Raw genomic sequence first — 13,161 nt, 5'->3', positions numbered from 1 at the left:
GAAAGTGCCCACAAGCCCTAGCGGAAATGCCGGTTCGTTCGGCATACTGAAGCACTGGCGTCGTAGATCCTGTATTGATGGGTGACGGTGGCAAGACTCTAAGGACTTAAATCGTGGCCGGAATGGACGACTTTTACGCAGATATGCACCGTGGGATTGAGCGGAATCGCAATGCTGCCGAGCTGCTCAAGACCGCTGCAAGGTATCAACATGCAGTCAATCAAATCGCCGCGGAACGGGATGAGATTCAAAGGGACTACGACACCCTCATCGGTCAGAATGCCGGCAACTTAGCACTTCGGTATGCATATGCTTCTGAGCTGGCGAAATTTGCGCCTGATCATCCTTTAGTTCGAGACGCCGCGCTACGGGACCGCATCGTGCGCCACGCAAAAGACACGATCCAGGCAACGAACGGCGATTGGAACGCCGTCCGCGAGCTAGGCGCGACATTTACGATGCCCCGCCGTACCTGAAACAAACTCTGAGCGGATTTAAGTGAACGACCAGCTTCGCGCTTATCGGTTTCAGCTTCGCCCGCGCGGTGAGCAGGTGAATATGCTCGCCCGCTATGCGGGCATGGCGCGTTGGATCTGGAATCGGGCCTTGAGCAAACAGCGGACTCTTCGTGAAAATGGGGAGAAGTACGCGAGCTACGAGACCATGTGCAAATGGCTTACCTCGTGGCGGAGCGCGGCTGATACGGCGTGGCTACGTGAAGGCCCAGCGTCAACGCAACAGCAAGTCTTGAAGCGATTGGACGCGGCGTTCCAAGCCTTCTTTGCAAAAGTCCGTGAAGGAAGGAAATCCGGATACCCTCGCTTCAAGAAGCGTGGCGCGGAGCCGGGCCTCCGATTCCCCGACCGAAAGAAGATAAGCCTGGACGCAGAGAATGGGCGCGTTCAACTGCCCAAACTGGGCTGGATTCGCTTGAGAATGAGCCGCGATGTGGAAGGCGAGCTTCGCAATGCCAGCGTCAGCCGAGAGGGAGAGCGCTGGTATGTAGCGATCCAGACGCTTCGGCCGGGGGTGCTCCCGGCTGGCGGCCTTGTCCCAACCCTCGGAGTCGATCTGGGCGTCGCCAACTTTGCGGGGCTTTCCGACGGACGGCTCATCGAGCCGCTCGCGGCCTTAACCGCGAAGCTCCGACGGCTGAAGCGTTACCAGCGAAGCGTCACTCGCAAGGTCGCCGGTTCGTGCAACCGAAAGAAGGCAGTCAAGAAACTTCGGGCGCTACATAGGCGAATCGCGCACCAGCGCAAAGATTTTCTGCACAAGCTCACCAGCCAGTTGGCGTCAGAACATCCGGTCATCGCGATTGAAGACCTGAGGGTCGGTGTGATGAGTGCCTCGGCCCGTGGAACCGTGGCGAAGCCCGGCACCAGGGTGCGCCAGTAGGCCGGTCTCAATCGGTCGATTCTCGATCAAGGTTGGGGCGAGTTTGCTCGCCAACTCGCGTACAAGTTGTCGGCCGTAGGCGGCGCAGTGGTGCGGGTAGATCCTGGCTACACCAGCCGTACGTGTTGCGAGTGCGGCCACGAGTCGCCTGCGAACAGAAGGACGCAATGCGTCTTCGCTTGCGTGGCCTGCGACCACAGCGAGCACGCAGACATCAATGCCGCAAAGAACATTCTGGCCGCGGGGCACGCGGTCTGGGCTTCTAAGACGAAGTCCGATGCCTGTGGAGGGGTGGTAAGACGTGCAATGTCCGCGAGGACAAAGCGCGCAGTCCCGAGGAAGCAGGAACCCTCCGAGGTGGTGGATTGCCGGTAGTCGGCTGTCGATCTCAGCAGGAATTCCCGCACTTACGCGCGGGATGGATGTCAACTTTTCATTATTAACATGGCCCCGCCGGAATCTCAGCGCAGCGCGCGGAACAGATCGAGCGGACTGCGCTTATGAGGGCCGCGGCCTCGCAGCCCCGCCGTCTCAGCACCGCGGCGCTTTAGCCTCCTCCGACAGATCTTCCCCGAGCTGCTCGAGCAGGCGCTCATGCTCGGCCTCGTACACCGCCGTGACTGCGGTGGCGGCGGAGACGGCGGCCGTGTGGAAGACGAGATGGAACACCACAGGCGAGGCGCCGCTCGCGTCGCGCACGGGCAGGTAGAGCATTTTGCTGTCGCCGATCGGGGTGTCCTGGAGGCTGGACTGGACCCGCGCGCGAAAGGCCGCGAGCGTCTCGCCCTCGTGGACCATCGCCGGCGCATGCCGGTACATCTGCGCGATCGCGCGTCGCAGCCCGGCGGGTTCGCCCGCGAGAAGCATCGCCTTGTCGCGCCGCCCGAAACCCGCCTGCACCTCGACCGGCGTGGCCACGCGCGCGAACTCCTCCACGGTGAGCTCGCCGACGGGCCGGGCCGCCAGGCGGGCGAATTGCGCATCTTCTGCGGCCGCGCGCTTCCCGTCGGCCTGGCCCTTCACGTTGCCGTCGGGGTCGGCGCAGTTCCACACGACCAGCGGGCTGGTGGGGCCTGCAGAGGACGTCGTGAAGGAGTAGCCCTGCAGATCAGGGCAGAAGTCTGAAGGTTCCTTTGCGTGGTAGGCCAGGCCCAGCGCGGCCGAGGCGGCGGCATGTGCCTCGTTCGGCCCGGACCCCAGGACACGGTGGCCATACCGCTCATAGATGTGATCCGGCGCGAGCACCAGCAACTGCTCCTGCGGCTCGCGGAAGACGTGGATCGTGCGCTTGCGCCAGTTGAGCGCCTCGATCGCGGGCGGCAGGCCGAGGGAGTAGGGAATGTACTGCTCGCCGAGCTCGGCGTCACGAATGGACGTGGTCATGGATTTCCTTGGGTGTCGAAAGGTGTGCGGCGCTCACGCTCAAACCATGTCCGCAATGAGTATCCAGCGCGGATTTGCGAAAACGCATCGCCAAAGTTCATCGTATCCTTGCATCGAAAAGTAGCCACATGTTTTAATCGGATCATTGAGTTTGTAAAGACGTGTTATTGAGGAAAAAAGAGAGCGACGGAACAGCGCAGGAGAACTGTCACGCAGCCGGTGAGCGGTAATCCGAAAGGTTGACCCGAACCGCATTTCCCACACGTCACCCACCTATCCAACCGCCATCACCCTCGGCCTTTACCTCTCAAGCATGTTCAAGAACGCACCTCGACGCGCCTCGGCGCTGGCAACCGGCAGCGCAACTCGCGCAGCCTTCCTCGCACTCGTCCTGGGTGCCTCCGCATGCAGTGCTCTGGCCGGCTTCGTGGACAGCCGTCCCGCTCCCGCCGCGGCGGCGCCGGCGGCGGCGGAAGCTGGTTCAGCGGTGAAGGGCGGCGCGGTGGCCACGCCCGTGGGCGGCGAGGTGGCGGCTCCTGCCGCTGCGGCAGCGCCGGCGGCACAGGTTGCGCAGCCGTTCACGGTGTCGCGCAGCGACAAGACCATTCGCGAGGCGCTGGCGGTCTGGGCGCGCCGCGCCGGCTGGACGCATGATCCCGAGCACTGGACCGTTCCTTTCGACCTGCCCGTGCTCTCGTCGGCCGACCTCGGCAGCGACTTCAAGGGCGCCGTGCGCGCGCTGCTGTCCAGCACGGACCTCACGAATCTGCCGCTGCAGCCCTGCTTCTACTCGAACAAGGTGCTGCGCGTCGTTCCCAAGGCGGAGCTTTGCGACCGGATGGCCGCCCACTGATGCGATTGCCTCGACGCTGAACCGATCAACGCTCGCTCAAGAACTACAGAGATCATGAACCCCATTCGCCTTGCCCTCGTTCTCGTGGTTGCCGCCGTCCTCGCCGGTTGTGCCTATCAGGAGCGCGTCCGTGTCGACGCCCAGGCGGCCGACAAGGAAATTGCCGCCACCCGAAACACCCTGATCGAACACATCAAGGATTCTGAGAAGGTTCGCATCGCCGCACAGGACGTGGCGCGCCCCTTCATCGCAGGCAATCAAACGCCGCTCGCCCGCGAGATGCAGATGCCGGCGGCGCTGCGCCGCTCGGTGCCGATCACCGCGCACTTCCAGCGCGCCTCGGTTGACCTGCAGACCGCGCTCAACCAGGTCGCCGAGGCCTCGGGTCTGATCATCACCGCGACGCCTGACGCGTTGCTGCCGCCCAGCCAGTTCGCCGCCAAGATGGCCGCCAAGGACGCTCCCATCCTCGGGCCCGCCCGCGTGCAGCTGCAGGCCTCCAACGTGCCACTGTGGCAGGTGCTCGACGACATCGCACGTCAGGCGGATGTCTCGTGGCGCCCGGTCCCGACTGGGGCTGAGTTCTATCGCGTTGAAACCCGGATCTTCCACCTGCAGGCCATTGCGCAGATCGCGACGACTTCCGCCACCTTGGGGCGCAATGGCGGCTCGAACACGGTGTTCGAGTCCCAGAGCAAGACAGGCTTCACCAGCAAGGATCAGAACCTCATCACGGGTATGCGCGAGACGATCGACGCGCTGCTCACGATGAGCGGCAAGGCAGTGATCAGCCAGGAGAGCCAGACCCTCGTGGTCACCGACACGGCCAAGGCGCTGGAGCGGGTGGCCAAGTACGTGGAAGACCAGAACAAACTGATGTCGCGCCGCGTGCGCGTCCTGATCGAGTCGGTTGAGGTGACCACCCGGGACGACAACGACTACGGCATGGACTGGAACCTGATCTACAAGGCCGCAAACAGCGCCGTGTCGGTCGCATCGCCCGCGTCGCTTGTAGCTTCGCAAGTCGGCACCACCGGCTGGGGCCGCACGTCCGGCAAGCTGTCGGGCAGCGATGCGGTGGTCCAGGCTCTGAGCGAGATCGGCACGGTGGTGAATCGCCGTTCCTTCCCGTTCACGACAACCTCAGGCCGTCCGGTCACACAGGCGATCCGCACGACGTTCAACTACGTCGACCAGGTGCAGGCGACGGCCATCAGCTCTTCGATCATCAGCACGAACGCTCAGGCGCCGACCGTGACGCAGAAGGAAGAGACCGTGGGCACGTTCGTGACCCTGGTTCCGACGGCGAAGGCCGACGGCACGATCTTCCTGTCGGTGAGCTTCGATGTGACCAGTGCACAGCCCCTGAAGGCGTTCACCGTGGGGTCCGGCGATTCGGCAGTGACAGTCCAGCAAAAAACCATCGACGGCCAGGGCGTGATCCAGGAAGTGCCGGTTCGCTCGGGTCAAACCGTGGTGATCGGTGGCATCGAGTCGAACTCGAACGCGGTCACCAACCGTCGCCTGGGGGCGAACCTCCCGATGGCGCTTGGCGGCTCTGATCAGGGCCGCGCCACTAAGAGCCGGATGGTGCTGCTCGTTACCGCGATCGCGGAGGAGGGCGTCTGAGGCAAGCGAGCACGGTGCCCGGCGCCGTCTTGCCTGCCTGATCAGATCTCTTAGCGAACCAGGAACCCTCCCAGTGGCCATTTTCAAGAAGAAAGCGAAATCGAACCAGGACAGTGGCCGTTTGCCGCTGGTGGTTGCGATCCACGAAGCCGAGCCAAAGGCCTTGGCGTTCGGGGTGAGCTGGCGCACCGTGGCTTCGCGCTCGTCCACGCGCTCGGACGCCGTAAAGATCGCCCGCGGGGGCGGCGCGACCCACCTTGTTCATTCGGTGCAGCAGTTCGGCTATGGCAATGTGCCGGCCGAGACGGCGCCGGCGGGCACGCGTATCTTCGCGGCCGCTCGTGTCGCAGCGCGCCAGCATGGCGGCGACGCGATCTACGCGCTCAAGATCTTCCCGGACGGCAACGAATATTGGTTCGCCGTCGTCCGCGGCGGCCAGCCCTCGTCGATCGACCGGGTGATTCTGTCGGACAACGACATGGATCTCATCGAGGCTGCTCGCAAGGAAATCGAGAGCGGCCTGGAAGACGACATCACCTACGCGGTCTTCACCAACCTCGAAGACCACGATCTGAGCGACAAGGCTCGCGGGCTCACCGTGCCCGACCTGCTCCTGGCAGCGTCTGGCGAGGAGGACGTGCTGCAGCCGCTGCCCAAGAAGAGCGGCGGGATCCCGAAGCCCGTGATCGGCTTCGTGGCGGTTTCCGTCCTGGTGGCCCTGGCCAACAAGGGCTGGAACATGTACCAGGAGAAGGAGCGCAAGCGCCTCGCCATGCTGAATGCGACGGTGGATGAGCCGCCGGAGCAAGCATGGGCACGCGCCACCCAGATGTGGGCGGATGGCCACCGCGCGGCCGACTCGCAAGGCCTGGCGGCAGTGCGCGTCTCGCTCGGCGCGGTCCCACTCGTCTGGAACGGTTGGGAGCTCCAGAGCGCGACCTGCAACGCCGTTGCGCCCGCGGCCGCTCCGCCTGGTGCCCCAGCGGCGATGGATCGGAAGTGGTCCTGCAGCGCTGTCTACAACCGCACACAGCTCGGCCGCGTGAATCGCGAGATGAAGGGCAGCATCCCGGATAGCTGGACCGTGCAGTATCGCGGCCTGGACACCTTCACGGGGAGCTGGTTCGTCACGCAGGCGGCCCAGCCCTTCAAGTACGAGGCGTTGCGCTCGGTCGAGAGCCACATGATCGACACGGTCAGCCGCCTGCAGAAGCTGAGCCCTGCGTTCGCGCAGGCCGGTGACCTGACGTTCGTGCCGGTGGAGATCACGCCGCCGCGCAAGAAGGACGGCACCGCCGTGCCTCCGGTGGCGTCTGTGCCGCAGCTGCGTGCAGCGTCCTTCACGCTGAAGGCGCCCCTTCGCAGCATCGACGCGCTCATCGACGCGGGCATCGAGGGTGAATGGCAGCAGATCGGCATGCAGTTCAAGCAGGCCGACGGCGAAAAGGTCGACATCAAGACCTCTGCGGTGAACGCAGACATCAAGGTCGTGATTTACGCCAAGGCCCAGTGAGCCACCTCGGAACCCAATTTCTCAAAGGCACTTCGCCCATGCAAATCCTTCGTCTTCGCCAAGCTGCAGTGCTGGCTGTCACCGTCTGCGCCGGCATGGCCTTCTCCTCAGCCGCACTGGCTGGCGATACCCCTGCAGCGCTCGACCGGGCGCCCCAAACGAACGCCATGCGCAGCAGCGTCATCACCGTGGACACGCTCATCGCCGACGAGAACCGGCAGGCGCTCGCGCGCTCGGCAAGCACGTCTGTGGCCGCGGGCCTGGCCGAGACGCCCAAGCCCGCTGCGCCGTCGGGTCCGCCGCCCGGGCGGATCTTCGTGCAGTCCATCTTCGGGATCGGCGATGAATTGCGGGCCAACATCGGCTTCAACGGGGAATCGTATGAACGAGTCCGCGCGGGGGCTCGCGTTGGTAGCTGTGTGATCGCCAAGATCGCGGACCGTGCCGTCGTGCTCAAGCCCGCCAGCCGGGGCGTGCCTGCCGCGGCCTGCCCCACCGGCAAGTGGACGGGTATCAGTCCCTTCCCGGTCAACCTCGATGCGGCTCGCGACCTCGTGAAGGCCGGGGGCTCCGCCGCTCTGGCTTCTCCTGGCATTCCGACCCCGTACAGCTCCCTGGGCGCTCCGTCCCTGCCTCTGAAGGCGTCTCCGCGCGCTACGGGGCAGGCTTCAGGACCGTTCCCCCTTCCGGCCGACGCTGGGCTGGCTCAGCAACCCGCTGCCACCAACTGACCACGAACGGACACGCCAGTAATGTTCGGATTCGGTAAATCGAAAGCCAAGGCAGCAGCCCCCGCAGCACGTGTCGCTTCCGGCGCGCGCACGGTTGGCAAACCAGGTGCAGCTGGAGCGGCGCCGGCCTCACGTCGGACCGTCTCGACCGGCCAGCCGGCTGCGCCCGCGGCGGAGGCCTCTGACATCTCCAACTGGGGTGGAGTGCGGTTCAGTCGCACGCCCATCGCCATGGCCGACGACCTTGCCAAAATCCTCTTCGACAAGGTGATCAACGAAGAGGTGAAGCTCGCGCCTCACCTGTACGCCTCGATCGCAGTCGCCAAGGTGCGTGCGACCGACAAGGTGGTCCTGCTCTTCGTGGACAAGGAAAAGGCCAAGCGCGAGGAGGTCGAGGCTGTCGTCAACCAGCTGGCCAAGCGCAACTATCATCTCGTCGACACCCACATCCAGGGCTACTTCGCGAGCTCCGGCCTGGTGCTGGCGCTGTCCCAGGGTGACATCACCCAGTCAAGCCTTCAGTTCGAGCGGGATGTCTCGCGTGACCCGACCAAGAACGCGCTCATGTCGGCCTTCACCGACGTCGTGTCCTGGGCCTACGCGAACAAGGCCGACGATATCGACTTCGCCGTGGATCGCGAGGCCGCCAAGAGCCAGATCTGCTTCAAGATCGGCGGCCGCTACATCCGCCCCGAGCGCTTCCTGCTGCCGACGGACACGGTGATCGCCATGCTCGGCATTGCCTGGCAGAAGTCCGGCGGCGGTGCCTCGCCCCAGTTCGACATGAAGGTCGAACAGCAGGCGCTGGTCAAGATCAACCTGCCGCGCAGCCCCGCGATCCCCGATGGCGCGCGTGTGCGCCTGCGCTGGAGCGGCATGGCCATCGACAAGGGTGTCGTGGTCACCACCCGGATTCAGCGCCTGGGCGAATCGGCAGCGATCCGCTCGCTGGATGAAGCCGGCTACCTGAAGAGCCAGATGGACATCATTCGCCGGGTGATCAACTCCGAAGGCGGCATGGTGGTCCTGGCCGGGGTGGTGGGCTCGGGCAAGTCGACTTCGCTGGTGCAGATGATCAACATGCTGCCCACGGACATCAAGATCCAGTCCTTCGAGGATCCGGTCGAGCTGGAACTGAAGAACGCCTACCAGAAGACCATCACCCGCGACCTGGCACAGGCCGGCGACGACAAGTCCTTCCTGTCGGCGACGCGCGCGCTGTACCGCTCCGCCCTCGATGCGCTTTACCTGGGTGAGATCCGCGACCGGGAAACGGGCCTGGTTGCCCGCCAGGTGGTCGAGTCGGGCCACAGCGTGTACACGACGACCCACGCGCGCTCCAGCCTCGGTATCGCAGAGCGCTTTGCGTCGCCTGCGATCGCCATCAACCGCGAGGTACTGGCCACGCCGGGCATCCTGAAGCTCCTGGTGTACCAGGCGCTCCTGCCTACGAACTGCCCGCACTGCGCCCTGTCGCCCAATGACTTCGCCCATGCCTTCACGCTCAATCCCGAGCAGCTGGCCGAGCACAACCGCTACTTCGACCGCCTGGAACGCCTGTACGGCATCAGCCGCGACGTTTATCGCATGCGCAACTCGCGCGGCTGCAAGTTCTGCATCAAGGACGAGCTGCCGGAGCTCAACGGCTTCTCTGGCCGCACGGTGGTCAGCGAAATGGTGGAGCCGGACGAGCAGATGCTCGAGTACATCGGCGCTGCCGACGGCGCGCTGAAGCTCTTCAAGTACTGGCGTTCGATGGCATCGGAGCGGTACGACGATGAGGACCTGACGGGCAAGAACACGATGGAATGCGCCATCTACAAGGCCGTGCGGGGCACGACCGAAGACGGCAAGTACGTCGGGCTGATCGACCCCCGCGAGATCGAGCCGCGCTTCATGAGCTTCGAGACGGTCGAGAACCGCCGCAATCACGAGCGCGCTGCCGCAGCTCGGCGCAACACCAGCCACGTGCCGGTGCCCGAGAAGTATGACGCCTCGCGCGCCCAGTCCGCGGCCGTCGTGCCGCTGCATCCGGCGGCGGCGCCGGCTTCAGCTAATGCCAGGGAGGTTGTGTAAATGGCCGTCAAGGTTCCCTTCGCGATCAGCCAGGCTGCAGCCAAGTTCCGCCGGCAACGCGCCGACTACTACACCTACATCGCCGACAAGCTCGACGGCGGCAAGGGCGACATCAAGCTGCTGAGCATCTTCGAGAAAGATGCCGACCGCTACGGATCCACGGCCCGGGCGAAGCTTTCCGCCTACTGGGCCGAGGAGTATGCGACCAACGGCGCGAACCTGTCGGCGGCTTGGCGCGGCACTCTGCCGGACGACGAAGTGGCCATCATCGACGTGGCTCAGGACGCGGGCGCCGGCGCGCTGCTCGCGGCGCTGCGGGACGTGTCGCGTATCGCCCGCCTGTCCGATCAGGTGCGCAACGAGTCGGTGGGCACGCTGGCCGCCGCGGCGGTGGGCCTCGTGATCGCCGTCGTGATGCTCACGATCTTCCCGTGGTTCTCGGCTACGAAGCTCCAGGAGATCTATTCGTTCATCCCGCTGGACCAATGGGGCCCCAAGGGCACGTTCTTCAACGCATGGGCGGAGAACGTGAAGGGGTATGGCCTGTACCTGGTGCTGCTGCTGGCTTGCGTGATCGTGACGCTGCACTGGACGGTGAACAACCTCACCGGCAGCGTGCGCGACTGGCTTGACGCGAACGTGGCGCTCTACCGTGTGGTGCGCGACGTAAAGGGTGCGCTGTTCCTGGCCACCATGGCGACGCTCACGCGCAAGCGGGGCAACACGATGTTCACCTTGAGCGAGTCGCTCAACACGTTCGCGCGCTCCGTGCGCTCGCCCTGGCTGCGCTGGCGCGTCGAGCAGATCGCCGAGGGCGTCGATGCCACCGGCGCGGTCGGTACCGAACCGTTCCGCACGAACCTGCTGTCGATGGAGATGTACTACTTCCTGCAGGACATGCAGGAGGCGCGTGGCTTCTCCGAAGGCTTCGAGGAGACCGGCCGCTACGTCGAAAAGACGATGCTGGCCAAGATCCTCAAGCGCATGGCCCTCTATCGCTGGGTCATGCTGATCTCGGCCGTCTGCTGCGTGATCGGCGTGATGGCAACCCAGTTCGGCGTCATCTACGAGATGAAGGGCGTCATGTCCGCGTACTACAGCACCAAGTAACTACTCCCCTACCGAATCGATTTCCAACCCGATCTTCACCCTAAGGACCTCAAGCAAATGAAGAACTTCCGCAACACCCGCTTCGCCTCGAAGAAGAACGTCAAGGGCTTCACGCTCGTGGAGCTGATCGTCGTGATCGCAATCGGCGCGCTGCTGGCCCTGTTCGCCGTGCCGTACGCCCGCGGCGTGATCATCAACGGCAAGGTCGAGCCGACGGCAAACGACGTCAACAAGACGGTGACCTCGATCCGCGGCAACTTCGCCGGCCAGGGCGTGACCCCGTACAACAACCTGGGCGTCGGCGCAGCCGCCACCGCGATCTTCGCGAACACCGCGCGCGGCCTGTCGTCCTCGCTGACCGTCAGCGGCAGCGGCGCGACGGCGACCGTGCAGCATGACCTGGGCGAGACGGGTGCGCAGATCACCGTCGCCTCGTCGACGATCACCAGCGCCGGCGACTCCTTCACTGTGACCCTGCCGACGGTCAACAACGCCGCCTGCCCGGGCCTGGCTGCCCAGCTGTCGCGCGTCGCTGAAGTGATCACGATCAACGGCGCGGCCGCAAAGGCTGTTGGCTCCACCTACAACGGTGGTATCGCACAGAACGCCTGCACCGACGGCGACACGAACACGTTCGTCTTCACCTTCCGCTGATCTCGGCGCGGCCGGGTCCTCGGGATCTGGCCACTCGACACGGGCCCGCTCCGATTCTGCATTTCCCCTTCCTCGAAACATGACCCCACGCTTCCCGCAGCAACCCGGGCGTGCGCGCCGCGCGCAGCAAGGCTTCAGCCTTGTCGAACTCATCGTCACGATCAGCATCATCGCGATCCTGTCGATCTACGGCCAGGCGCAGCTCGCGAAGCTCTCCGAAGAGCAGATCGGCGTATCGGCGGGCAGCTACCTCAAGCAGGTCGCGGGCGCTGCCGAGCAGTACGCGCTGAGTCACTTCGACGATCTAGGCAACGGGGTTGATATTCCGGGCGTTGTGAACGATATTGCACCGACGATCGCCGAGCTCGTGACGGACCAGAAGCTTCCCGGCGGTTTCCCCTCGGGACCTGGCGCGATGCCGACTCGGCAGAGCCTGCGCATCGATGTCGTGAAGACCAACTGCCCAGGCGTCGGCTGCACGATTGTGACGAACGTGTGCACCACGACAGGCGTGACCCTCGGTCGTCCAGAGATCCGCTACGACCTGGCGCAGGTCATGGTCGACCAGCAGAACGGCACCGGCGGCCAGTCCTCGTACACCGCGCCGGCAATGATCAAGGGCCCGTCCCTCAACATCGCGAACCCGAACGGCGCAGTGGCCGGGACGGTTTGCTCGAGCGCGACCCTGAACACGGCCATGTTCCAGCAGTTCGTTCGGGTTCGGGACACACGGAACCCTGATCTGAGGGGAGATCTGAGCGCTCAGGGCAACCTGGCCATCAGCGGAACGTCGAGTCTGACGGGCAACGTCGCCGCGGCGGGCAACGTGAGTGTCGTCGGCAGCGGCGGGTTCGGTGGTGCGGACCCGGTCGCCGTGCCTGCAGGGCTGAAGGGGGTCAATACCCAGGACATGGTCGCCAGTGGCAGCATCCTGGCCACGGACCAGGGTGCCGGGTTCACTGGAGCGAACGGCAACTACGTCGCGATAGCTGCGAACAGTGGCGGCGAAGCCGCGGTGGTGACGTCGGGCCGCATGGCCGGCAGGCGGCTGATTCCGACCGGCAGCTATACGAAGGGCACGGCGTGCGTCGAGGCAGGCGCCCTCGGCCTTTCGGCGACCGAGGCTTCCGGCTCGCTCGTAGTGTGCTCCTCAGGGCGTTGGACGCCGCTCACAACGTCTGCTGTTGACGGCGGCGCGTGCTCGCTGGAAGGGCAGGGCGCTTCCGACTCCGACGGTCTCATGCTCTATTGCACGGGCGGGCGCTGGACCTCGATGACGCAGTTTCTCGCGCCTGCGTTCGACAACACCGCGTGCACGACCCCGGGTCAGGTGGGCTACTCGGCCGCGGTGGCGGGCGTGAAGAAGGCGATGCTCTGCAGAGTGAACCCGCAGGGAGGCGGCGCGGTGTGGAGGCGGATGGAGGACATCACGACAAACTTGGTATTCGTTCGATCGGTGGAAGTGATCGACATGCAGAACGTTCCCAAGCCGACCTGCGCCAATCCTGGCAATCCCACCGCATCACCCATCATTCAGCTGATTCCGAAGACCGAGTCCACGAGTGACGGGGGCTTCGCCCGCTTTGCAAACGACCTGGGGGCCGTCTGGCAGGTGAGACTCTTGACCGGTGCGTCCGGACCAATGCCTGCCGGATCGTCAGCCGTGGCCCACGTGTATTGCTACTTCAATTGACGCATCACCCCCCTGTTCTTGCCAACGAATGCCAAAAGAAACGCACAAGCAAGTAATTAAAACGTTACACTTCGTGAGCATACGACGCCACAGACGCATTTCTGGTTGCCAAAAAGCTTCC

General features: G+C 64.6%; 12 protein-coding genes. 11 read left to right on the top strand and 1 reads right to left on the bottom strand.

Annotated elements, in window-relative coordinates; translation table 11 throughout:
- The first annotated feature begins 122 nt into the window (after positions 1 to 122).
- Genes E5P3_RS34990 through E5P3_RS36585 form a run of 3 tightly spaced genes read left to right on the top strand, consistent with a single transcriptional unit; the run spans position 123 to position 1,773 of the window.
- On the top strand, positions 123 to 476 hold the full coding sequence (locus E5P3_RS34990; protein ID WP_162590590.1) for a hypothetical protein: 354 nt from the start codon (positions 123 to 125) through the stop codon (positions 474 to 476).
- Positions 477 to 498: 22 nt separating this feature from the next.
- Positions 499 to 1,398 (top strand): RNA-guided endonuclease InsQ/TnpB family protein, encoded by a 900-nt coding sequence (locus E5P3_RS34985; RefSeq protein ID WP_162590589.1) that lies wholly within the window; start codon positions 499 to 501, stop codon positions 1,396 to 1,398.
- Between the two features lie 18 nt (positions 1,399 to 1,416).
- On the top strand, positions 1,417 to 1,773 hold the full coding sequence (locus tag E5P3_RS36585; protein ID WP_443083312.1) for a zinc ribbon domain-containing protein: 357 nt from the start codon (positions 1,417 to 1,419) through the stop codon (positions 1,771 to 1,773).
- Between the two features lie 156 nt (positions 1,774 to 1,929).
- On the opposite strand, the gene E5P3_RS34975 is transcribed toward E5P3_RS36585, so the two are convergent.
- Positions 1,930 to 2,781: a hypothetical protein gene (locus E5P3_RS34975; protein WP_162590587.1), complete on the bottom strand. Its 852-nt coding sequence runs from the start codon at positions 2,779 to 2,781 to the stop codon at positions 1,930 to 1,932.
- Positions 2,782 to 3,094: 313 nt separating this feature from the next.
- Here E5P3_RS34975 and E5P3_RS34970 point away from each other — a divergent pair, with 313 nt between their 5' ends.
- The 8 genes from E5P3_RS34970 (at position 3,095) to E5P3_RS34935 (ending at position 13,040) form a co-directional block, all read left to right on the top strand.
- Positions 3,095 to 3,634 (top strand): toxin co-regulated pilus biosynthesis Q family protein, encoded by a 540-nt coding sequence (locus E5P3_RS34970; RefSeq protein ID WP_232073658.1) that lies wholly within the window; start codon positions 3,095 to 3,097, stop codon positions 3,632 to 3,634.
- A 54-nt stretch (positions 3,635 to 3,688) separates the two neighbouring features.
- Positions 3,689 to 5,263 (top strand): hypothetical protein, encoded by a 1,575-nt coding sequence (locus E5P3_RS34965; protein WP_162590586.1) that lies wholly within the window; start codon positions 3,689 to 3,691, stop codon positions 5,261 to 5,263.
- Between the two features lie 73 nt (positions 5,264 to 5,336).
- Complete coding sequence (locus E5P3_RS34960) at positions 5,337 to 6,776, top strand: type 4b pilus protein PilO2 (protein WP_162590585.1); 1,440 nt, start codon at positions 5,337 to 5,339, stop codon at positions 6,774 to 6,776.
- A 38-nt stretch (positions 6,777 to 6,814) separates the two neighbouring features.
- Positions 6,815 to 7,507: a hypothetical protein gene (locus E5P3_RS34955; protein ID WP_162590584.1), complete on the top strand. Its 693-nt coding sequence runs from the start codon at positions 6,815 to 6,817 to the stop codon at positions 7,505 to 7,507.
- Between the two features lie 231 nt (positions 7,508 to 7,738).
- Positions 7,739 to 9,583 (top strand): ATPase, T2SS/T4P/T4SS family, encoded by a 1,845-nt coding sequence (locus E5P3_RS34950; RefSeq protein WP_162590583.1) that lies wholly within the window; start codon positions 7,739 to 7,741, stop codon positions 9,581 to 9,583.
- Positions 9,584 to 10,693 carry a hypothetical protein gene (locus tag E5P3_RS34945; RefSeq protein ID WP_162590582.1) on the top strand — a complete coding sequence of 370 codons (1,110 nt, stop codon included), beginning with the start codon at positions 9,584 to 9,586 and terminating at the stop codon, positions 10,691 to 10,693.
- 57 nt (positions 10,694 to 10,750) lie between these two features.
- Positions 10,751 to 11,347, top strand: coding sequence for a type 4 pilus major pilin (locus E5P3_RS34940; protein ID WP_162590682.1), 597 nt, complete (start codon positions 10,751 to 10,753; stop codon positions 11,345 to 11,347).
- Between the two features lie 79 nt (positions 11,348 to 11,426).
- Positions 11,427 to 13,040 carry a type II secretion system protein gene (locus tag E5P3_RS34935; RefSeq protein ID WP_162590581.1) on the top strand — a complete coding sequence of 538 codons (1,614 nt, stop codon included), beginning with the start codon at positions 11,427 to 11,429 and terminating at the stop codon, positions 13,038 to 13,040.
- The last annotated feature ends 121 nt before the right edge of the window (positions 13,041 to 13,161 follow it).

Origin of the sequence: Variovorax sp. RA8 (genome assembly GCF_901827175.1) — a bacterium.
GTDB lineage: Bacteria > Pseudomonadota > Gammaproteobacteria > Burkholderiales > Burkholderiaceae_C > Variovorax.
Note: the sequence above shows the minus strand (reverse complement) of the source record. Positions and strands in the feature narration are given on the sequence as shown.